The organism is Companilactobacillus musae (genome assembly GCF_003967595.1).
Taxonomy (GTDB): domain Bacteria; phylum Bacillota; class Bacilli; order Lactobacillales; family Lactobacillaceae; genus Companilactobacillus; species Companilactobacillus musae.
In genome coordinates, this window is record NZ_BIFW01000003.1 from 156,529 (window position 1) to 179,490 (window position 22,962).

Annotated in this window: 19 protein-coding genes and 1 pseudogene; 11 read left to right on the forward strand and 9 right to left on the reverse strand. The window is 34.1% G+C overall.

Annotated features, from left to right (window positions below):
• Nucleotides 1-87 precede the first annotated feature (87 nt).
• Together LAB100_RS06400 and LAB100_RS06405 are read right to left on the reverse strand one after the other, a co-directional pair.
• Nucleotides 88-417, reverse strand: a complete 330-nt coding sequence (locus LAB100_RS06400) for a hypothetical protein (RefSeq protein ID WP_119325369.1) — start codon at nucleotides 415-417, stop codon at nucleotides 88-90.
• A gap of 11 nt (nucleotides 418-428) precedes the next feature.
• Nucleotides 429-1,400, reverse strand: a complete 972-nt coding sequence (locus LAB100_RS06405) for a polyprenyl synthetase family protein (RefSeq protein ID WP_119325368.1) — start codon at nucleotides 1,398-1,400, stop codon at nucleotides 429-431.
• A gap of 85 nt (nucleotides 1,401-1,485) precedes the next feature.
• Between LAB100_RS06405 and LAB100_RS06410 the strand changes: the two genes are divergently transcribed.
• Nucleotides 1,486-2,400 carry a 1,4-dihydroxy-2-naphthoate polyprenyltransferase gene (locus LAB100_RS06410; protein WP_119325367.1) on the forward strand — a complete coding sequence of 305 codons (915 nt, stop codon included), beginning with the start codon at nucleotides 1,486-1,488 and terminating at the stop codon, nucleotides 2,398-2,400.
• Here the strand turns inward: LAB100_RS06410 and LAB100_RS06415 are convergent.
• Complete coding sequence (locus LAB100_RS06415) at nucleotides 2,390-3,595, reverse strand: acetate/propionate family kinase (RefSeq protein ID WP_119325366.1); 1,206 nt, start codon at nucleotides 3,593-3,595, stop codon at nucleotides 2,390-2,392. The genes LAB100_RS06410 and LAB100_RS06415 overlap by 11 nt on opposite strands.
• 125 nt (nucleotides 3,596-3,720) lie before the next feature.
• On the opposite strand from LAB100_RS06415, the gene LAB100_RS06420 reads away from it, so the two are divergent.
• The 6 genes from LAB100_RS06420 (at nucleotide 3,721) to LAB100_RS06445 (ending at nucleotide 10,630) form a co-directional block, all read left to right on the forward strand.
• Nucleotides 3,721-5,637, forward strand: a complete 1,917-nt coding sequence (locus LAB100_RS06420) for a coiled-coil domain-containing protein (protein ID WP_119325365.1) — start codon at nucleotides 3,721-3,723, stop codon at nucleotides 5,635-5,637.
• A gap of 62 nt (nucleotides 5,638-5,699) precedes the next feature.
• Nucleotides 5,700-6,632 (forward strand): glycosyltransferase family 2 protein, encoded by a 933-nt coding sequence (locus tag LAB100_RS06425; protein WP_119325364.1) that lies wholly within the window; start codon nucleotides 5,700-5,702, stop codon nucleotides 6,630-6,632.
• A gap of 134 nt (nucleotides 6,633-6,766) precedes the next feature.
• Entirely contained in the window at nucleotides 6,767-7,354 is a 588-nt protein-coding gene (locus tag LAB100_RS06430; RefSeq protein WP_119325363.1) for a TetR/AcrR family transcriptional regulator, read from the forward strand.
• 9 nt (nucleotides 7,355-7,363) lie between these two features.
• Entirely contained in the window at nucleotides 7,364-8,512 is a 1,149-nt protein-coding gene (locus tag LAB100_RS06435; protein WP_119325362.1) for a cation:proton antiporter, read from the forward strand.
• Nucleotides 8,513-8,594: 82 nt separating this feature from the next.
• Nucleotides 8,595-9,782 carry an NAD(P)/FAD-dependent oxidoreductase gene (locus LAB100_RS06440; protein ID WP_119325361.1) on the forward strand — a complete coding sequence of 396 codons (1,188 nt, stop codon included), beginning with the start codon at nucleotides 8,595-8,597 and terminating at the stop codon, nucleotides 9,780-9,782.
• Nucleotides 9,783-9,871: 89 nt separating this feature from the next.
• Nucleotides 9,872-10,630: a DUF1003 domain-containing protein gene (locus LAB100_RS06445; RefSeq protein ID WP_119325360.1), complete on the forward strand. Its 759-nt coding sequence runs from the start codon at nucleotides 9,872-9,874 to the stop codon at nucleotides 10,628-10,630.
• Nucleotides 10,631-10,664: 34 nt separating this feature from the next.
• Here the strand turns inward: LAB100_RS06445 and LAB100_RS06450 are convergent, their stop codons facing one another.
• Nucleotides 10,665-11,846 (reverse strand): ammonium transporter, encoded by a 1,182-nt coding sequence (locus tag LAB100_RS06450; RefSeq protein WP_119325359.1) that lies wholly within the window; start codon nucleotides 11,844-11,846, stop codon nucleotides 10,665-10,667.
• A gap of 176 nt (nucleotides 11,847-12,022) precedes the next feature.
• Here LAB100_RS06450 and LAB100_RS06455 point away from each other — a divergent pair, with 176 nt between their 5' ends.
• Nucleotides 12,023-14,047 carry a KUP/HAK/KT family potassium transporter gene (locus LAB100_RS06455; RefSeq protein ID WP_119325358.1) on the forward strand — a complete coding sequence of 675 codons (2,025 nt, stop codon included), beginning with the start codon at nucleotides 12,023-12,025 and terminating at the stop codon, nucleotides 14,045-14,047.
• A 61-nt stretch (nucleotides 14,048-14,108) separates the two neighbouring features.
• Here LAB100_RS06455 and LAB100_RS06460 read toward each other — a convergent pair whose 3' ends face one another.
• Complete coding sequence (locus tag LAB100_RS06460; RefSeq protein WP_119325357.1) at nucleotides 14,109-14,666, reverse strand: cysteine hydrolase family protein; 558 nt, start codon at nucleotides 14,664-14,666, stop codon at nucleotides 14,109-14,111.
• Between the two features lie 147 nt (nucleotides 14,667-14,813).
• Here LAB100_RS06460 and LAB100_RS06465 point away from each other — a divergent pair, with 147 nt between their 5' ends.
• Nucleotides 14,814-15,344 (forward strand): hypothetical protein, encoded by a 531-nt coding sequence (locus LAB100_RS06465; protein ID WP_119325356.1) that lies wholly within the window; start codon nucleotides 14,814-14,816, stop codon nucleotides 15,342-15,344.
• Between the two features lie 106 nt (nucleotides 15,345-15,450).
• On the opposite strand, the gene LAB100_RS06470 is transcribed toward LAB100_RS06465, so the two are convergent.
• Entirely contained in the window at nucleotides 15,451-16,263 is an 813-nt protein-coding gene (locus tag LAB100_RS06470; RefSeq protein WP_119325355.1) for a hypothetical protein, read from the reverse strand.
• Nucleotides 16,264-16,340: 77 nt separating this feature from the next.
• The gene (locus tag LAB100_RS06475; protein WP_119325354.1) at nucleotides 16,341-17,198 is read right to left on the reverse strand and encodes an alpha/beta fold hydrolase; all 858 of its coding nucleotides are present in this window, start codon (nucleotides 17,196-17,198) and stop codon (nucleotides 16,341-16,343) included.
• A gap of 180 nt (nucleotides 17,199-17,378) precedes the next feature.
• On the opposite strand from LAB100_RS06475, the gene nagB reads away from it, so the two are divergent.
• On the forward strand, nucleotides 17,379-18,083 hold the full coding sequence (nagB, locus tag LAB100_RS06480; protein WP_119325353.1) for a glucosamine-6-phosphate deaminase: 705 nt from the start codon (nucleotides 17,379-17,381) through the stop codon (nucleotides 18,081-18,083).
• 98 nt (nucleotides 18,084-18,181) lie between these two features.
• On the opposite strand, the pseudogene LAB100_RS06485 reads toward nagB, so the two are convergent.
• Nucleotides 18,182-19,931, reverse strand: a pseudogene (locus LAB100_RS06485) (1-deoxy-D-xylulose-5-phosphate synthase).
• Between the two features lie 191 nt (nucleotides 19,932-20,122).
• Here LAB100_RS06485 and LAB100_RS06490 point away from each other — a divergent pair.
• Nucleotides 20,123-21,496, forward strand: coding sequence for an APC family permease (locus tag LAB100_RS06490; RefSeq protein ID WP_119325352.1), 1,374 nt, complete (start codon nucleotides 20,123-20,125; stop codon nucleotides 21,494-21,496).
• 128 nt (nucleotides 21,497-21,624) lie between these two features.
• Here LAB100_RS06490 and LAB100_RS06495 read toward each other — a convergent pair whose 3' ends face one another.
• Entirely contained in the window at nucleotides 21,625-22,833 is a 1,209-nt protein-coding gene (locus LAB100_RS06495) for a chloride channel protein (protein WP_119325351.1), read from the reverse strand.
• Nucleotides 22,834-22,962: the final 129 nt, after the last annotated feature.

Consider the following 22,962-nt stretch of genomic DNA (forward strand, 5'->3'; position numbering starts at 1 on the left):
TATTTTGATTTAAAATTAGCTTCTTAATAAAGCCTAGATTACCAAAACGGCAAGTTTACTATACTGAAAAGAACCAAACTCCCATTATTAATGCATCACTGCCCCATTAATAGTACCGATACCACTTTGGAGAAATGATTCACGGGTCTTGGATTTTAACTGATTAATCAAATCATTTTGTTCTTTACTGAAATGATATTGTTTTCTCAACGCTATTTGTTGAAACTCGTAATTCATATCCCGAATCGTATCTGAAATTTCATTATATTGTTGATTTACCTTTTCTGGCTTATTGATTCTAATATATGCCTTTTGAATTTCACTTTTAACAGCATTTTGTTGTGTCACTGACTTATCTAATTCGTGAAGCAATTCATTAACATCTTTAATGAATTCTGTTTTCTTTTCAATATTCATATTTTCTCCAATTACTTAATCCTGTTAACTAACTTTTTTACTACAGTTGTAATTACCTTACGACTAGCGTTAGATGGTAATTTACTAATCTCACTTAGTGCATGTTGCGTATATGTTCGAGCAATATCTTTGGCCTGATTTAAATAACCATCGTCTATAACAATATTTGTGGCCTTACTACTGTCATCTGAGGTTAACTCATCCTTAGACAGAACCGTTATTAATTCTTGATTACCATCTTCTAAGCCCAAAATATAGGGTAATGAGTAAACACCATTTTTCAGATCTTCATGCACTGGTTTGCCTGTTTGAGCCGAATTACTGAAATCGAGAATATCATCAATGATTTGAAAAGCCATTCCGATATCATGACCGATTTCTTTACAACGATTGACCAATATTTCATCTCCACCACTAACGATGGCTCCCATATTGGCACTGAGGCTAAACAATTCTGCTGTTTTTCCAGATATTTCTTTTAGATACATATCAGTAGTAGCATGAACATTATAATTTATTCGCATTTGGTCTAATTCGCCAATCAAAATTCTCTTCATGCTCAAGGCGTTTCGTAATATATCAGTATTATTTTTTAAATGCTTAGAAATCAATTCAAAATAAATAGTAAATAAATAATCCCCAGCATAAATAGCATTTCTTCGACCATATTTAGTATGAATGGTTGGTTGTGATCTTCGCATTGGCGAATCGTCAATAACATCATCATGAATCAAAGTTGCAACATGCAATATTTCTAATGATGCAGCCAAAGGAATCAATTTTTCCGTTTCTTGTTTGTTCTCACTAAAATCACTAAACAACAAGAAAAAGGCCGGGCGTAACATTTTGCCACCTGAAGTTAAATCTATAATCATTGAGCTGATATCAAGATTCTTGATCTTCACCATCTGATGAATATAATCTGTCGTCAAATCCAACTTTTCCCCTAGTTGAGGATAGCTTTTCCAAATTGAGTTCGCCATAAAATATCTCTTACCCCTGTATCACTTTGTTGTATTCTAAAATAATTCTATAATAGAACCTATCAAATCCAAAGGACTGATTTTTGTGAAACCATCTGTATTTTTTGAACTTGTTGAAATCAAGGCCAAAACGGCCAGTGTATTCCCTTTTTTAATGGGAACTTTGTATTCATATTATCACTGGCACTCTGTTAACGCCCTTGATTTGATTCTTTTCTTTGTCGCTATGTTTCTCTTTAACATGGCCGTCGATATCAATGACAACTACTGGGACTATAAGAATGCCACCGGAGTTGAAAGCTTTCGCCGTGATACCAACGTTATAGGTGTTAACCATCTCAATATTCATTTAATTGGTTGGTTAGATTTCTCATTTACTTTGATAGCCGCCATTATTGGACTATTTATCGTTTCACGAACCGGTTGGCCACTACTTTATCTAGGCTTGTTCTCATTTGCCGTTGGCTTTTGTTACGCTGGCGGACCATGGCCTATTAACCGTGGACCTTTTGGTGAATTTTTCTCCGGATTTACTATGGGTTATGTCATTTACTTGACTGCTATTTATATCAATGTTGTCCATACACCTGGTATTATTTTAGATTTCAAATTTTATGGTGACGCCTTGCTTTCATCACTTTTAACTGTTTTTGCAATTTCTAATCTACTGCTAGCTAACAATATTGCTGATCAAAAAGAAGACTTAGACTTGGGAAGAAAAACCTTAGTTTATTATCTTGGCAAAGATAATTCGATTTTTATTTTAAAATCCCTTTATGTCTTGGGTTATCTGGCTTTAATTTGTTCTGTGATCTTAGGTCTTTTGCCAAAATTGATGTTATTGACCCTTTTGATTACGCCGATTGTTTACAAAAATGCCAAAGCTTTCAGTAAGAATCCAATCAAGAAGAAAACTTTCCCTTTGATTATCAAAAATCTTTTACTGATTACTTTGACAGAAACGGTAACCTTTATATTTGGAGTTATTTTTAATTTTTAAATTCATCAAGAACCTTGGCAAAACTATAAGTATCCTGAGCTATCATTAACTCTTCATTAGTTGGAATCGTGTATGCAGCAATCTTAGAATCGTCAGTGGTAATCCTAATTTCCTTACCACGAACTTGATTGTTTTCATGATCAATTTTCAAGCCCATAAATTCAAGTCCACTAAGGATATCTTCACGTACTTCGGCTGAATTTTCACCAACACCAGCGGTAAAGGCAATAACATCAACGCCTCCCATTTCAGCAATGTACGAACCAATGAACTTGATAACACGATTACGATACATTTCCAAAGCCAACTTAGCTCTTTGATTAGTATCTTCATTTGCTTCAATATCACGCATATCAGCTGAAATACCAGAAATTCCTAATAAACCAGATTTTTGATTAAGAATATCGATCATATCTGAAATATCAGTAATTCCTAATTTTCGCATTAGATATGGCAAAATTGAAAAGTCAATATCTCCACTTCTAGAACTCATCATAATTCCTGCAAGTGGTGTAAAGCCCATTGAAATATCAAAGGCCTTTCCATTCTTAATGGCACTAATTGAAGCTCCACTTCCCAAATGCAAAACAATAACATTTTTATCTTTAATGCCACCATCTACAATCTTATCCAACCTCTGTGCGATATAACGATGACTAGTACCATGGGCGCCATAACGGCGAACATGGTATTTTTTGTAATCTTCCAAATCAATACTGTAAAGATAATTTACCTTAGGCATGTCAACGAAAAAGGAAGTATCAAAAACTGCCACTTGAATAGCTCTTGGAACTAGTTTTCTGAAAACATTGATGTAATAAGCCTGTACTTTATTATGTAATGGTGCATATTCAGCTAAGGCTTCAATTTTATGTAGATTTTGTTCGGTAACAATTTCTGATTTCTTGAACTCTTCGCCACCAGCAACTACCCGATGACCGAAGGCAACGATATCTTCATATTTTTGAATAATATTCATATCTTTCAAAGCATCTAAAACTGACATAACGGCAATATCATTGGTTTTAATAGCTTCTTCTCGTTCAATCTTTTTGCCGTTATACTTTAATTTAAAGACCGACTTAGGACTTCCCAAGCGATCAATCATTCCGGAAGCAATTGTTGTTTTTTCAGGCATTTCAAAAAGTTTCCACTTCAAAGTTGAACTACCTGCATTTATAGCCATGATCTTCATACAAAAACTCTCCTTTTTTTGTCTACGTATTCTCTTTAAATAGCTTTATACCAGACTTTACACCATTATAAAAAAATGCTACTCTTTAGTAACTATTATAAGTCTTTTTATGGGGGAATTCATTCGTGAAATTTTTAGATATGCTACGCAAAATTGATGAGAAACCAGAGCAAACGGCTAAACCCGTTCCTGATCCTCCTAAAAAGGACGAAAATTCTAAGCCAAGCGCTACAGAATCTACTTCCGATACAGAGGTTGCTACTCAACCTGAACAGAAGGAAGAAAACCTACCAGTATCTGTTCATGATAAGCGCATTAATATTGAAGAGCAAATGAATGGCCTTTCTCATCAGTATGCTCAACTAAGAAATGATCTCAAAACTAATCTTTTCACTGAAAAAGATGAATTCGAAGCCAAAAAAGAAACTTTAGATAAATATTTAAAGACTCTTAAGCGTGACGAAAAAGAATCAAACGAAAAATTAGCCGATACAAAAGCCCAAAACGATGATGCCGCTAAAGAACATTTGGCTAGCGTTAACGCTGATCGTAAAGAACAAGAGGAAAATCTTGTCCAACTACAATCACAATTAAATGACTTAAATTCCGAAATAAATACTAAGACTGCCAATCTAGAATCACTTCAAAGTGATCTTGCTCAAAACGAACAATCTGAAACCGACATGTCAACTTCAATTAAAGAAGAAAAAGACTTACAAAAAATGATGGCATTGATGGAAGAACAAAAGAACTCTATCAATACGCTTTATGACGAAAGAAAAAATCTCAAAGGTCAAATTAATGATATTCAAGAAAATATCACTAAACTAAACGGTCAAGCTGACGATTTAAATTCTAATATCAGCAAGGTCAACAAACAAATCAACGATTTTAAGCAAAAAGCCAATGAAATTGAAGACAAAATCAAGAGTGACCACAATTACCGTATTGAAACTATTGCCGGACTAGAACGTCATATTCAAAGTTTAGGTGAAGAACATTCTAAAATTGATGGTGAATTAGGCGAGATCAACGACAATATTAGCTATATCAGCAAATATATCAAAGATGTCTTCCATTCAGCCTACTTGGTTCGTGACGTTTATCTTGATAAAGACAAAGAATATTACGTTGCTGCTGACGATTTTGATTCTGATGCCGCTAAAAATGATCTTTTCGGCATGATGAATTATCTTGAAACTAAGCTTCAAAAACCAGTTACTGTTGTTTCAACCTTCTATAACAATCATATCCATGAAATTATCGACGCCAAGGCTAAAACTGCTCATTTACCTATTCCTAACGTCGTCAATCTATTTGATCAATTACAATCAAGCTCTAATCCAACTGATAAAAAGGTTGCTATTCCTGAAAACGATAGTTGGGTAACTAGAACCGATGTTGAATCACAAGATACTTTCATCTACGATCAAAAACAAACTCTTTTAATGACAGTTGAATATTTTGAAAAGATCATTGATCGCATTAATTACTACAAGAATGATCAAATCGTTAAAACAAATATTTATAACGGTGACGGTCAACTATCTTCAACTCAAAACTTCAACAAGAATAAAGAACTATCTGAACAAAACTTCTATAGAACTGATGGTTCAATTGTTTTAACTGTTATTTTTGAAAAGAATCACGCTGTAAGTTACCAATTATTTGATAAGAATGGCCTTTTGGAACATGATTTCAACGAAAAGTCAGAACTTATCACATGGTGGCTTAAGAGTATTTCTCCAAATACTGAAAATTCTGTCTTCGTTGGTAATAACTCCGATTTACTCTACCAACTAATCCTCAGTGTTAATAGTATCTCTAGCAATAATACAATTCGTCTATTACAAGATGTTGTTAAAAACATTGATGCAGTAATTGATTTATTGGATAAAAACAATGACATCAAGGATATTTTTGTTCAAACTGACGATGATCTACACGAAATTGAGAATAAGACAAACCGTGATATTAGTGTTAGTGTTATTAATACAGCCAGCAATGGTATGTTGTCACTTCCAGAATCATTAAAAATATAACTTAATCAAAAACGCTCATTCATGAGTGTTTTTTTCTAATTATTTGTGAGAGTGAAAAAATTATGAAAACTATATCTATTATCGTTCCGTGTTTCAACGAAGAAGAAACCATCAATATTTATTACGACGCTATGACCAAATTAAAAGAGAAAATCAATAAATTTAACTTTGAATATTGGTTCGTAGACGATGGATCAAAAGATCGTACCTATTCGATCCTAAAAGAATTACAAAAAGAACATAGCGATGAAGTCCATTTCATTTCTTTTTCTCGTAATTTTGGTAAGGAATCAGCTTTATATGCCGGACTCAATGAAGTAACAGGTGATTACACTGCCGTTATGGACGTTGATTTACAAGATCCACCCGAAATGTTAGAAGAAATGTTTGATTTACTTGAAGAAGGAGAATATGACTGTGTTGGAACGGCTCGTATGGACCGTGAAGGTGAAAATAAAATCATTTCTTTCTTCTCTGAAGGATTTTACAAAGTTATCAATAAGATGTCGCAAACTAAGATCATTCCTGGTGCTAGAGATTATCGTTTGATGACTCGTCAAATGGTTGAAGCTATCAAATCAATGACTGAATACAATCGCTTCTCTAAAGGTATTTTTAGTTGGGTTGGTTTCAAGACTAAATACCTACCTTATAAGAATCGTGAACGTTCAGCTGGTACAACATCTTGGAATTTTTGGAAACTATTTAAATACGCCATCACAGGTATTGTAGACTTTTCAGAAGGTCCTCTAATGTTTGCTACATGGATGGGAACCATCTTCTCCATCACTTCTATCATTGCAATTATTGCTATTATCATTAGAAAATTCATCTATCCACTAAGTAGTGTCAACGGTTGGGCTTCAATCGTTTCAATCGTTCTTTTGATTGGTGGAATTCAATTGTTAAGTATTGGTATTCTTGGTGAATATATCGGGAAGATTTTCTTAGAAGTAAAGAAGCGTCCAATTTATATCGTTAAAGATAAAAAATAACAGCAGAGTTGATTTGCCGGTCTCCGACAGATCCTCTGCTGTTTTATTTTTAATATACGTCCACGTTATCACATGATAAACGCTTTACATTAATATATAATTGTATACGAATAGATCAAGGGATGGATAATAAAATGAATGTACGTGATCAACAAGCTGAGAATACGAAAAATGCAATTCTCAAAGTTGCAGCTGAAATGTTTTTATCACAGGGGTATCAGGCAACTTCAACTCGTAAAATTGCTCAAGAATTGAATATTACACAGCCAAACATGTACCACTATTATAAAAATAAAAAAGTACTCTACATCAAAGCTATCGAATATGCCGTCAGCGGTTTTAGCGACAATTTGTTGGACGAATATAAGCAAAATAAAGAACTACCTTTTGAGGAACTTCTACTACACATGTCACAATACATGATTGGAAATTTCCGAATCAACTACTTTGTAATGAGAAATGATATCGAAAATTTCTTTACCGATGAGGAACGTAAGAATCTCAGTCGTAATTGGGATGGAGGATATTACAAAGTCCTTTTTAACGTCTTTCAATCCCACAAAAATGAATTACGTTCTGACCTGGCCATACCAGTTCAAGTTGGAACTTTTTTGACAATGTTACTCCCTTACATTGAATATAACGATGCCAAAAGGAAGCGCAATATTGCTAATCTTAAAACGGTTATCAATATTTTTATCAATGGCATCACGAAAAACTAGGAGTACGCCATGGAATTTATAACCCTTTTAGCACTAATGCTTTTCTTAACATTAATTGTCAGTCATATTTTCAATAAATTGAATTTACCAGCTGTTGTTGGTCAATTAATCTTAGGAGTTGTTCTGGGAAAAGGTGTCTTTGATATTGTTAAAGCTGACTCAAAAGTCCAATTATTTGCAGATATCGGAGTTATTTTACTGATGTTTTTAGCAGGACTTGAGAGTGATTTAAAACTTCTACGCAAACATCTTTTACCAAGTATTAATGTTGCTATTTTTGGGGTTATTCTTCCAGTAGCTTTGACTTTAGGTACTGCTTTGATCTTTGGAATCAACTTAAAAGAGAGTATCTTCATGTCAGTTGTTTTCGCTGCCACATCAGTTTCAATTTCTGTCGAAGTACTCAAAAGTTTGAACTACTTATCTAGTACCTCGGGAACAGTTATTTTGGGTGCCGCTGTAGCAGATGATATTATGGCCATCTCAATTTTGAGTGTTATGTCAGGTACATTAACTGGGGACTTTTCTTTAAATAAAATTTTACTGTTATTAGGACTTTGGATTGTCTTCGGAATTGTCGTAGTTGTTTTCCATAAGTGGGTCATTCCTGAATTAATGAAACTTTCAGAATATGTCGAAGCTACCCATGCACCGACAATCTTTGCCTTAGTTATCTGCTTTGTTATGGCTTATATTGCTGATGAAGTTCAATTGGATTCAGTCTTAGGTGCTTTCGTAGCTGGTATTGCGGTTTCTAATTCAAAAGATTACGACGAAAAAATCAGTCGCAATATTGAAATGATCGGTTATGCTGTTTTCATACCTATTTTCTTTATCAGCATTGGTTTAAATCTCGAATTTAATAACTTCTTACGTGATTTTTGGTTAATCTTATTATTCACAATCACTGGTATTATCGGTAAATTATTTGGTGCAGGCTTTGGTGCCAGAATATCTGGCTTTGATCTCAAAGATTCATATGTTATTGGTTCTGGTATGATTTCACGTGGTGAAATGGCATTAATTGTTGCTCAAGTTGGATATAGCGTTCATCTCTTGTCAGAGGAATATTATTCAACCGTGATCATCAGTATTATTTTGATCACTATCATAGCGCCATTCTTTTTAAAGCACTCAATTAGTAAAAATCCTTTGTAGCATATGGTTTCCTCTAATTCGATCAACGATATATAATAGTATCGTAAATATCTAATTTCGGTATAGAAGGAGAAGGTTAATTATGGCACACATTTTAGTATTAGGCGCTGGCTATGGTGGTTTGAGAGCTGCTCGTGATTTGGCTAAAAACACTCCAGCGGGAACACAAATTGATTTAATTGATAAAAATGAAAAGCATGTTGAGAAGACTGCTTTACATACTATTGCAGCAGGAACTAATAGAGCTGATGCAATTAGTTTCGATGTCCGTTCGGTTCTACCCTCAAATGTTAACTTCATTAAAGCAACTGTTTCAAAATTAGATTTAGATAACAAGACAGTTGAATTCTCCGACCACGATGATATTACTTATGATTATATCGTCGTTTCATTGGGCTTCCGTTCAGAAGACTTTGGACTCGAAGGCGCTAGCGAAAATGCCTTGATCCTTCAAGACCTTGAAACAGCTCAAAATATTTATAAAAAGATAAATGAAAACATTGCCCACTACAAAGAATCACAAGACCCAGCTGATCTTTCAATTGTTGTCTGTGGTGCTGGATTTACAGGTGTCGAAATTCTTGGTGAATTAGTTGATACTGTTAAAATTCTCAAAGCAAAATATGAAGTACCAGAAATCAAAGTTACTTGTCTAGAAATGGCAACTAGAATTTTACCAATGTTTGATGAAAATCTTGCTAGTTATGCTGTCGATTACTTAGATAAGAATGGCATCAAGTTGCTAACTGGTGCTAAGATCAAGAAGATTGAACCAAAAGATGTTGTTTATATGGATGGCGATACTGAAAAGAAAGTTGCCGGTAGCACAATTATTTGGACTGTCGGTGTTAGTGGTTCTGATGTCATTAAAGATTCTGGTATTGATGCTAGAAGAAACCGTGTTATGACAACAGAATTCTTAAATCTTGAAGCACATCCTGAAGCTTACTTTATCGGTGATGATTCTGCTATTATTCCTAAGGGTGAAGAACGTCCTTATCCTACAACTGGTCAATTAGCTACCGCTGAAGGATCTGGTGCCGCCTTTAATATTGCTGCTGCATTGAATGGCAAGGAATTAAAACCATTCACATATCATTCAATGGGTACCGTTGCCTCATTAGGTCAAAATCACGGTATTGCTGAAATTACAGACAAGAATCTCAAATTCAAAGGTCCATTTGCTTCACTACTTAAACATTTATCCGCTGACCGTGGAATTATGGAAATTGCTGGTATCAAGACAGCTATTAAAAAAGGTACAATTTAATTAATAAAAAAACTCCCATACGGGAGTTTTTTTTGATTTAATTTTTCCCAAATAATATACTTACCCTGTAAACACAAGGGGTGTAAACTATGGCAATTAAAAAAAATCAAATCTGTGCAATTTGCGGTAACCGTTTTACGATCATGGAGGGATTATTCCTGAGGGATTTAAGCGACCTATTAAAAGAACAGGTTTTAAAAACCAATAGTTATGCTAAAGATTCCTCATTTATCTGCCTAAAGGATATGCAAAAACTTCGTATTGCTAGAATGCAAACTATTATCGATCAAGATTTACGAATTGATCAAAAAATGAGCGATGAATTAAAGAAGGAATTAGAAAAAGATACTTATGTCATTACTAATATCAACGACACCGTCTATGGAAAAAGAACTACTGGTCAAAGATTAGCTGACGCTGTAGCTAAATTCGGTGGTAGTTGGGGATTTATTATCACATTCACTATTATCTTAGTAGTATGGATGACAATCAATGTAGTGCACCTCTTCGGCGTTCATTTTGATCCTTACCCATTTATACTCTTAAACTTATTTTTGAGCTGTGTGGCGGCTATACAAGCTCCTATCATTATGATGAGTCAAAACCGTCAAGCCGAACGTGACCGTTTTGACTCTGAAAATGACTATAAAACGAATATGAAATCTGAAATGGAAATTCGTATTCTTCATAAAAAACTGGATCAACTGAATGAAGTTCAATGGCCCCATATTCTAGATATTCAAAAAATGCAAATTGAAGTTCTTAGTGAAATCGAAAACGAGATCCAATCTCTAAAAGCCAGCAATGAAAACAAAAATAGTCGTAATACTAGACATCCAAATAAATAAACCAAGCGCGATAAATCACGCTTGGTTTATTTATTTAAGCTAAATTCAAAAGTTCTTGATTAATACTTACCTTATTTTTAAACAATTTTTTCAAAACAGCAACAATGATAATTCCAACAATAGAAACAAACACAATTGTAAAAACCACTCCAAAGATCTGTAATCCAAGCAACTTGAATCCTCCACCGTAAAACAGACCATTATTGATAACACTATTATTAACAGATTTTGTGGCAAACAATCCTACACAGATCGAACCAATTATTCCGCTAACACCATGACATCCAAAAATATCGAGATAATCATTCAAATGTAATTTATATTTCAAATAGTTCATAAAATAAAAACTGCCAATTGCGGATATAATTCCAATTATAAATGATCCAAAAACAGTTACATACCCAGTGCCTGGTGTAATACCGACCAATCCACAGATACTACCAGTACATATACCGCTTAGAGTTACTTTTGACTTAAAAATTTGCTCTAAAACTATCCACGTAACTAATGACGAACAGGCAGCAATTGTTGTCGTAAAGAAGGCATTTATAGCTTGATAATTCATTCCTAAAGCACTACCAGCGTTAAACCCGTACCAACCAACCCATAGAAGGATAGTTCCCATCAGTATCCATAGTGGGTTACCAGTTACCTGTTCATTATTATATTTATATGGTTCTCTCAAGGTAATTGCTAAAATCAAGGCCGTTATACCAGCATCAATATGAATAACTGTTCCACCGGCAAAATCTAAGACGCCCATTTTTGCTAAAAAGCCAGTTGACGACCAAACAATGTGAGCTAATGGATAATAGATGAACAAAGACCATAACGCTACAAACAAAATAATAAATCTAATTCTAACTCGACTAGCAACTGCACCTAAAAAAAGAGCAGGCGTTAATATTGCGAACATCATTTGAAAGAGCAAATAAACTGAAGTTGGCAATCCCGTCGTACCGTAAGTAGACGATAAGTCTATCCCTGACAAAAAAAGATGTTGAAAATTACCAATAATTCCAAAATTGTTGCCCTCAAATGAAATAGGAAATCCTACTGCAATCCATAACAATCCTGCTAAACCAAACATTAGAAAACTATTAAACAAAATTCTAGTTACATCTCGATGTGGAACAAAACCACTATAAAAAACTGCTATTCCTGGAACCATTATCCATACCAATATTGCTGAAAGTATCATAAACACTTCATTCATAACTATCACTTTCTTTCCATAAAAGTATCCTCTTTAATTTCAGTATTGTATTACCTTTTTTATTCCATGTATACCAATTTGATTTGTGATAATCATAAATATTTTTAAATATTTAAAAAAAATCTATAATAGAGTTTGTATAAACAGCTTCAATTTCTTTTGGAAAGGAGCTTACTATGAAGAAATCCTCATTATCTACTTTGGGTATGTTAATAACACTCGGTATAGTTTATGGCGATATTGGTACCTCTCCACTTTATGTCATGAATGCTATCGTCAATGATGCTGGTACTATGTCTGCTGCCAAACCAGAATACATTCTTGGCAGTGTCTCTTTAATATTTTGGACTTTAATGCTGATTACAACCATTAAGTACGTCCTAATTGCCATGAAGGCTGATAACAATAATGAAGGTGGCATTTTTGCTCTCTATGCTTTAGTACGCTCTAAAGGTAAATGGTTGATTATTCCTGCCTTGATTGGTGGATCAGCACTCTTGGCTGATGGAACTTTAACCCCAGCCGTAACTGTCACTTCTGCCATCGAGGGCATTAAGGGACAACGATTTGGAAATCTCATTTTCTCTAACAAACAATCAGTCGTTTTAATTATTGTAACGGTAATTCTATTATCAATTTTTATCATTCAAAAATTTGGAACCGAAAAGATTGGAAAATCCTTTGGACCAATCATGTTAATATGGTTTAGTTTCATTGGTTTAGCAGGATTATTCAATCTCACTAATAATTTTGAAGTTCTAAAGGCTCTCTCTCCCGTTTATGCAATTAGAGTTTTATTTAGTCCCGTAAATAAAGTTGGTATCTTCATACTAGGCAGTGTCTTTCTAGCAACCACTGGTGCAGAAGCACTCTATTCCGATATGGGACAAGTGGGAAAACATAATATATATGCTACCTGGCCTTTCGTTTATCTAATGTTAATGCTTAATTACTTAGGACAAGCCGCTTGGGTAATTAACAATTATCAAAACAGTCATTTTAATAATATTTCTGGAATAAATCCCTTTTATGAAATGTTACCTGACGAATTCAAAATTTTTGCTATTGTGATTGCAACTTTAGCTGCAATTATTGCCTCTCAGGCTTTGATAACTGGATCATTTACTCTAGTCCAAGAAGCAATTGGTCTAAAAATATTGCCTCGTTTAAAAGTGAAATTCCCTGGTAAAGTTCAAAGCCAACTCTATATTGAAACAATTAACTGGTTGCTTTGTCTGGTTACAGTTAGCATCGTCTGGGGATTCCAAACTTCAGAACACATGGAAGCCGCCTACGGATTAGCAATTACCATGACTATGTTAATGACGACGATTCTACTACACCAGTTTCTTATTATGAAACACAAGAAAATTGCCGCAAATATTTTCTTAGTTTGCTTCTTTGCTCTAGAAAGTCTCTTCTTAATATCCAGTTTAACAAAATTTGTTCATGGTGGTTATATCACCGTTATAATCACTTTGGCTATCCTTGCTATAATGGTGATTTGGTTCTTTGGTAATAAACGTCGTGATGCTTACATGGATGAAAGTGAAAATGTATGTTTACTCGATTTTATTCCTCAGCTTGAAAAGTTAAGTAATGATTCATCTATACCCATCTATGCTACTAATTTGGTTTATATGATTAAAGTCGGAGACGATTATTCTATTAAGAGATCTATTGTCTATTCTATTTTGGACCAAGAACCTAAACGTGCTAAAGTTTACTGGTTCATAACGGTACATCAAACTAGTGCTCCATACGAATGTACTTATTCAGTGGATATGATGCACACTAGAAACGTAGTTAAAGTTACTTTGAATTTGGGCTTCAAAAAGTCCCAACATGTCAATATTTATATCCGCCAGATCATTAACAGTCTACTTGATCAAAAAGTTATTGATGATCAAACACCAACTTATTCGATAGTTCCAAAGCGTCGCGTTGGTTCCTTCAAATTCGTTATTCAAAACCAGCAATTTCAGGACCTCGGTGCTCAAGAATATATGAGTAGTCTTGATCGAATGCTTATTGGTGGTCGATTACTTTTGCAAAACATTACCATTCCTCCAGCACTTTGGTATGGTTTAGAATTCAGCGATGTTGTTGAAGAAAAAGTTCCTCTATTTTTGGGAATTCATACTGATCAATATCTTACAGAGCTTAAGGTTAAAAATCAGAAAAAAAATAATATTTCATAAAAAACGGCATCTATTAGGAGATTAGGCATAACCTCTTAACAGATGCCGTATTCATAAAATTTTATTCTACTACCTTTGCCCCTAAACAACTCTTAAAGTGATTCAATGCCCAAGAGTGTCCCGTTTGATCAAATGAAGCTACACAATTCTCATGTACTACAATTTGATAACCTAAATTATAAGCATCAACAGCTGTATGAAGTACACAAATATCTGTACAAACACCAACTAGATGTATTGTATCAACTTTTCTTTCTCGTAAGCGTAAATCTAAATCCGTACCTGCAAAAGCGCTATAACGGGTCTTATCGAATAATTTAACTTTTTCTTGATCGTTATGATCTTCGAACCAACTCTTTAAATCACCATATAATTCTCTACCCCAAGTATTACGAACATTATGAGTAGGAAATAGTTTACTTTCAGGATGATATGGATCATTTGGTTTATGAACATCAGTTGGAAACCAGACCCAATCACCGTTTTGATACATTTTTTCTGCCAAATCTAAGATATTAGATTCAATCGATTGACCTGGTTTACCACATGTTAAAGCTCCTTTGTCAGCGACAAAGTCATTCGTATAATCAATAATCAATAACGCTTGCTGTGAAGACATAGTAATTCCTACTTTCTTCTAGTTATTTAGTTACAATAAAATTATTTAGGAGATTATTTTCAAAGTCAATTTATAGGCTTATACCTGCCACTTTAAAATTGGGGATTATGTTATAATCTCCCTAATTAACAAACAGGGGCCATTAATATGCATACAAAATATCGGGAACCTATTAACAAAAAGTATTTGATCATCTCTATTATCGGTGTGACTATTTTTGCCATTCTTTTAGCTGTTTTCACACCTAAATTCTCTTCAAATACTAAACAAGTTGCTAGACAAACAACTCCAGAATACAAATCTATCCAAAAAAATCTTAACCAAAAATTCAATCAAAATGGACGCGTTGTAACGATTAAAACCGAACAAAACATCAATGATAGTACCAGTAGGCATCCCCACTCTGTAGTGGTCATTCGTTTGACTGACAAACAAACGCAGAAGTATCTGAAGACTTCTTACGAAGCTGTACAATCTGGACAGGCAACTGATGACCAAAAAATGTATGTTTATTCAATTCAAGATATAGTTTCCAAACAGGCAAAAAAGCTAGATAACAATTATGATGTTATCCAATTTGTCTATAAAGATGGCAAAAAATTTATTCCCGTTGCTAGTTCACAAAAAAATAAATTTCTCATTAAACCGGTAAAACTAAAAAATCAAACAAATTCATAACTGAATATACGTAAAAAGAACAGCATTTATTAAGAGATTTAGGTATTTTTTACATACCTCGAATATCCCTTAAAAAATGCTGTTCTTTTTCATAACTGAAATTTTTTTATATAAATGGATCTTGACTGCCCATATAGTACCCTTCATCAAAACCAGCATCATAATCTGAATTGCCTAACTCATATCCACCGCCATTATGAGGATGGTTCTTATTTCGCTGATGAATAATAAACCAGATAATCAATCCAACGATTATCCCTAATATAAGCAAAACCCCATTAATAATATTCTTAATATCATAATAGCTTTTCGAGTATATGAACTCTTTATTATCAGCAACCTTTTGCAACTTTGGTTCTAATCTTTCTGCTAGATCAAATAAAGCTTCCATTCTCTGTGTGGTGGTTCCATCAGTTAAATTATTCATTCCAATCTTAATCTTCCAAAACATTAGGTCTGTAATATATGAACTTGATTGATCACTAGGATCAAAATAAACCCGATCATTCTTTAAATCGTAGACCAAATAATTGTTTTTCCAATCTGGTATACCATTTTCATCCGAATCAATATCGTAATAATGATTCTGCCCATATAAAACTTCACCAGTTTTATTAACTATATCTTCTGGAATTCCTTTAATTTTGGGATCATTATCAGTTAAATAATTAAAGCGTCTTACACTATCATTATCACTCAATACTAAAATATATAACCTTTGCGGATTAGGCCCCGTTTCAATTTGACCATTGATATCTTCCAGTTTTTCATACTGTTGATTAGTAACTACTTCTTGATCTTCATATATATAATTTCCGAGATTAGGACCACCTAGTCCTGCAGCTTGTATAACAGTTACTGAACTGGCACATCCTAGCAAAACCGCTATCCCCAAAAGAAAAGCCTTAATTTTCAACATAATTCTCCCCCGAATCACTGTCTAATTAAGACTTTAGCACTGTCATTCAACTAGTAAAGACAAAAAAACACTCAAAATTATTCTTGAGTGTTTTTTTGATCTGATTCTTTTTCTGTTGTTTCATCAAATTTTATAATCTTTTGGGCAATTTCTTCTGGTTTTTCAATCATAGCTAAATGACCGGCACCCTTAATATCTTCAATTTGAAGATCAGGTACTCGACCGATTGAAGCTTTAGCATCCTTAATTCCCTTTTCTGTAAGGACTTGATCACCGTCAGCATACATTGCTAATGTTGGAATTTTAACAGCTCTTAAACGCTTGTTCAAAGCCTTTTCTTCTAGATAACCTGTTGCCATCTTTTGAAGCTTATTAGCGACTTTATGATCAACTTGATTAGCAGCCTCGTCAACAATCTTAGGATCTTTCAAATTATTACGATCGAAATTCTTATCGAAGTACATTCCTGCTTTAACAGGTGACTTAGCTAATTTACCTAATAACGGAATACTTGCTACAGAAGACGAAGCGTCCATATCAGCATACTTGTCATTTGCCGGTGTATTCAATAAAATCAATTTGGAAACCGTAAATCCACGCATTTCTGCCATATTTACGGCAACTAGACCACCAACACCATATCCAAAAATAGTTAATTTTCTAGCTATTTTTAGACGTGCGATAGCTTCCAAAAGATTCCAAGCTTCGGAGTCGATCGTATACTTATTTGTCTTAGATTTTGTTGACTTACCTTGGCCCAATAGATCAAGCGCCACGATTGTCGTATATTTCTTCTTTAAATAGGGAATTATTTCATTGAAATACTCAATAGAACCATTAACGCCGGGTATAAGAACAATGATATCCTCACTGTCATTAGATCCAACTAGATTTGTATTTACACTGCCCTCAGATGTAGATAATATTTTTTCCAAATTTATTCTGCCTCTTTAGTTTTTACTCTTATTAAAAAATATACCTAACTTGTGAAGATTTTGCATGGTTTCTGGCAATTTTTAATTTATTTTTATTTAATAACGTTATTTTATTGACAATTTCTGGAAAATGAATTAGATTGGACTAGACCAGAAAGATAGAGATGGGAGATTAATACTATGAATATAATTAAAGTTACAGATCAACAAATGGGCGGTAAAGAAGCCTTCAAGCTTGTTAAAGACGATATCGAAAACGGTGCTAAGGTTTTAGGCCTAGCAACTGGTAGTAGCCCAATTACACTATACAACGAAATGACAAGTAGTGACATCGACTTTTCAAATATGACATCTGTTAACTTGGATGAATATGTTGGTTTGAAACCTGATAACGAACAAAGCTACCACTATTTCATGAACGAACATCTATTCAACAAGAAGCCTTTTAAGAATTCATATGTTCCCGACGGCTCAAATCCTGATGCCGAAGCTGCCACATCAGCTTATGACAAGATTATTGAGGAAAACCCCATTGATCTTCAAATTCTTGGTATCGGTAGAAATGGTCACATTGGTTTTAACGAACCAGGCTCACCATTTGATGGTAAGACTAGAAAAGTTGGTTTAACTGAATCAACAATCGAAGCTAACACTCGTTTCTTCGATGATGAAAAAGATGTTCCACGTTTTGCTTACTCAATGGGTATTGGCTCAATCATGAAAGCCAAGAAGGTCGTTCTTCTAGCTTATGGTGAAAATAAAGCTGATGCTATTGCTGCAACTGTTGATGGTCCTGTTACAGAAGACTGCCCAGCTAGCGCTCTACAAAATCACCCTGATGTAACTATCATCGTTGATGATGCTGCCGCATCAAAATTAAAGTAATAAGTATCAATTAAAATCTAAACAATAAGGAAGCTCAGTATAGTAGCCATAAATGGTTACCATGCTGAGCTTTTTTTTGAAAACTATGATCAATTAAATTACTTTAAATTAGTCATAACCTCTGAAACTATTTGTTCTGGAGTAAGTTTAAATTCTCGCCATAATTCAGCTGTCGTCTCTCGATCATTGAAACGTTTTGCTGCTCCAAAGTTCAAAACATGCACTGCCGTATTTCCATAGAAACGACTAACCTTTTCACCAAAACCACCACTTAAACTTGCTTCCTCTAAGGTGATTACCAATTGATGATCTTGCTCTAAATCTGTCAAAGTCTCACTATCCAATTCAGAGATATCTCGTGGGTCAACTATTGTGGCATCTATATTTTTAGAAACTAACTGTTGCTGAACTGTTTGGGCCAAAGGTAACAGACTACCAACACCTAAAATAGCAACTTGTTTTCCTTGATGTAGAATATTCATCTTATGAGCATTGAAATTATTCAAAGTAGCCGTATGAACACCATTGCTTGGAACTCTAATAGCAACTGGACCAACATTTTGATGAAGTGCCCAGTGCATCATAGCTGTTAATTCTTCTTTAGTCGTTGGTGCTAGATATGTCAATCCAGGAATATTGCTCAACATTGCTATATCAAAGATTCCTTGATGTGTTGGATCCCCCGCACTGATACTGCCACCAGAAACCATTATTGTTACTGGCAATTTATTAATACCCAAATCATGTGACAATTGGTCATAAGCTCTCTGCAAAAAGGTTCCTGAATGGAATACGATTGGACGTAATCCCTGCTTAGCTTGACCAGCGGCAAAACTAATTGATTCTTGCTCGGCAATACCAACATCAAAATAACGTTCAGGATATTTTTGACTAAATCTCTTTAAATCATATGAACCGGGAATAGCCGCTGTAATAGCTGTAATTGGCGTATTATTTTCAGTAATTTCTTTTTCTAATTCCATATGAATTACATCATTATATGTTTCACCTGTTGTTGGGTGCAAAGTTTTGCCTGTGGCAAGATCAAATGGAACATGCCAGTGAAAGGCTTCTTTGTGGTCAATTGCTGGTTGATAACCATGACCTTTCTCAGTATGAACATGCAAAACGATAGGATGATCAATATCTTTAATCTCCCTAAAAGCATTTAGCATCGTTTGAATATCATTACCATTTTCTACGTAACGATAATCTAATCCCATTGCTTTAAATAAATTATGTGAACTCTGTCCGTTAGTCTCTCGTAATTCCTTTAAACCTTCATATAAACCGCCATGATCTTTTGCAATAGCCATTCCATTATCATTTACCAAAATAATTAAATTAGACTTCAAGGTTGCTGCAATATTCAAGCCTTCCAAAGCTAAACCACCAGAAAGAGAACCATCTCCGATAACAGCCATCACGTTTCCTGACTTGCCTTGTAAATCACGAGCACTTGCCATACCTGTAGCTAAAGCAATTGAAGTGGAAGTATGTCCGATATTAAAGTAATCATGGGGACTTTCCTCAGGCGCTGTATATCCACTGACATCATCATAATGCTTTGGATCAAGCCAAGCTTCTTTTCTACCAGTCAAAATTTTATGCGTATATGATTGATGGGAAACATCCCATACCACCTTATCAATAGGTGAATTAAAAATTGTATGAAAAGCAATAGTTAATTCAACTACGCCCAAATTAGGACCAACATGCCCTCCAGTTTGGCCTAACTTTATTTAACAAAACATAACGAATTTCAGCAGCTAATTTGGTCAACTCATCAACACTGAGTTTTTTTAAATCAGCTGGTTGGTTAATTGTATTTAAAATTGGTGTTTCCATTATTTACTCTCTTTCTTTTAAGGACTTTTTTCGATGTTTCCATACTAATACCTAAAGTTCACTCTAGGTCAAGGATTTTACTTTAATAAATTTAAAATAGTTACTCAATTCCTTTTAAGAGTTTGTATTGACAATATCTTCAAGACAAATGTAATCTATTTAAGTTGTGTTTTTTTATTAGGTGGTTAATTATGAAAGAAAAATTATTTAAAAAAGCTGATTTTAATAAATTCGTGGCCGGAGATGCCCATTTTGAAAAAACCTTAACTCGTGGAAATTTAATTTCCATGGGTATCGGTGCTATTATCGGAACCGGTATTTTTATTCTTCCAGGAATTGTTTCCTACGGAACAGCGGGACCCGCGATCACTATTTCCTTTATTTTGGCAGCCATTGTTTGTATTCTGACAGCAATGTGTTTTGCTGAATTATCCTCTACTTTTCCAGTAGCAGGTAGTACTTATTCATATGGAAGTATTATCTTTGGCCAATTTCCAGGTTGGCTGATTGGTTGGGCTTTATGTTTAGAGTACATTTTAGGTGTCTCGGCTGTTTCATCAGGCTTCTCTGCTTACTTTGTCAGCTTGATGAACAGTTTTGGGATAGTTCTACCTAAAGCTATCATCGGACCCTTAGAACCCGCAAATGGGACCTTTATCAACTTACCTTCAGTCATTGTCTTAATTTTAATTTATTTATTACTTCGTCGTGGAATTCAGACTTCAACTAAAATGAATACCGTAATGGTTTTCGTTAAATTAGCAGTAGTTTTAACTTTTATCATTGTTGGTGCTTTTTACATCAAACCAGCCAACTATCATCCCTACTTTCCTATGGGAGGATTTGGGGTAATTAAAGGTGCGGCGTTAGTATTTTTTGCCTATTTGGGCTTTGACGTTATTCCATCATCGGCACCCGAGGTTAAAGATCCTCAGAAAAATATTCCAATTAGTATTATGGTTTCACTGGCAATTTGTGCCATTCTCTATGTGATTCTTTCAGCAGTCTTAACCGGTATGGTCAGTTATAAAGATCTTAACTATGCCGACCCCGTAGTCTTCGCTTTAAATTACGTTAAATTAGGAAAAATCGCTTTTCTAATAACAATTGGTGCTCTGGCTGGAATGTTCACTATGATGCTTAATACCGTTTACGGTGGCTCTCGATTAATCTATGCGTTAGGTCGTGATGGAATGATTCCTAACGCTTTTGGAAAAATTGACGAAAAAGCCAAAATGCCAATTCTTTCCCTTAATACAATTACTCTACTTGCCGTATTATTAGGTGGCTTTGTTTCTCTAAAAGAATTAACTAGTTTAGTTAATATTGGAACACTGGTTTCTTTCACCTTCGTAGCTTCAGGAATAATTAAATTACGACACCGTAAAGACGTTCCTCATAGTGATTTCAAGGTTCCATTTTATCCATGGCTACCAATCATTTCAGTAATCCTTTGTATTCTATTAATGACACAAGTTAGCATCAATTCTTGGATCACTTTCCTAGGCTGGTTTGCAATCGGCGTAGTCGTTTACTTTGCTTATGGTTATAAAAAAGTTAATTAAATTTATCACTTTCTGTAATGAAGAAAAGAACAGTATCTATTGCTAGGACCTTCGAGGTATTTAAATATGCCTGAACCTTTCAATAGACACTGTTCTTTTTTATCCTGATTAGTTGTAATTACCTAGAATTAAGAAAATTTAAATATCGCAAATTTAGGTAAATACTTATCTTTCAAAAACATCAAAATTACCACTAGGATGATAATTGGTAACAATTTTATTGGGAAAAATAGCATAATAAATACTCCCGCTATAATTGGCGATAATAATTCACTCATAATCGTCGTGGCCACAATTGCAACAATAAATAGTTTGTCATATCCACCAAAAATCTGAGCAACAGCGAATCCTTCAATCATTGCTGCAAATGTAATCGGAAAAATATCTCCTCCGCGCCAATTAAAATTCAGACACAATGCCAAAAATAATAATTTAACAATACCCATAATTATTAAAAATTCTGCTGATTTATGAGACCAATTTCCAATCAATAAATCTAAACTATGTTGTCCTGAAAACAATAAATCTGGAGCCAAATAAGAGATCAATAAAATAAAAATTGTTCCTAAACTTATTTTTATAGGCAATCGAAAATTCATTTTATTTATCCACAAGTGGAAAACTTTATAAAACAATTTACAGATTTTCCCAAAGATTATTCCAACAACCATCAATACTGGCAAAAGCCAGATATCCACAAGACTCCAATCAGTTCGTCCTAATTTTAAAATAAATGAGGGTTGATCCGTTTGCTTGATTAAAAGTACAAATGCTAAAAGTCCGTTAATAATAAATACTGGATATAGAATTCGTTTTTGTTTAATTATTGAGGGTATTTTCGGTGCGGAAGCACCGACGTATTTTTGGCGAAATTTAAAGGGATTGAATAATCTCTTCAAAACCAAGCCTAAAGGCAACTGTTTTAATTTATCATATTGGAAATACAAATAGCGTAATTTATCAGCCTGCCAAATAGACAAAGAAATAATAGCACTTAATAAAGCTGCTTCTGGACCAACGCCGGCACCAAAACTCAAAATAACTAAAGTTATCAGTAGATTAAAAAAGACATCATGATAGTCAATCGTTTTATTCAGTTTTAATTCACGAATTGAATCTTGCGAAGTCTTTGGCAAATCAGGCCAACGTTTCAATAAAAAATATAGAATCACACTACCCATAATTACCAATAGTGTTTCAATCAATTTATTATTACTAGACCAAATAAGTTCTGAAGTAAAACCCTCTAAAATTAAAAAACTTGCAGCAATCACACCAATCACCGTGCTTAACATAAGTCCATAAATAATTAAAAAAACTCGTTTGATTTTAATCACCCTCTCTTACAATCGAAAAGTCATAACATCAACATCATCACATAAATAAAGACAACAAAACAGACTAACCTTAATGAGTAATTCTGATTCGACGGAATCGGAATTACTCATTTTTGCTTTTCAAAAGTA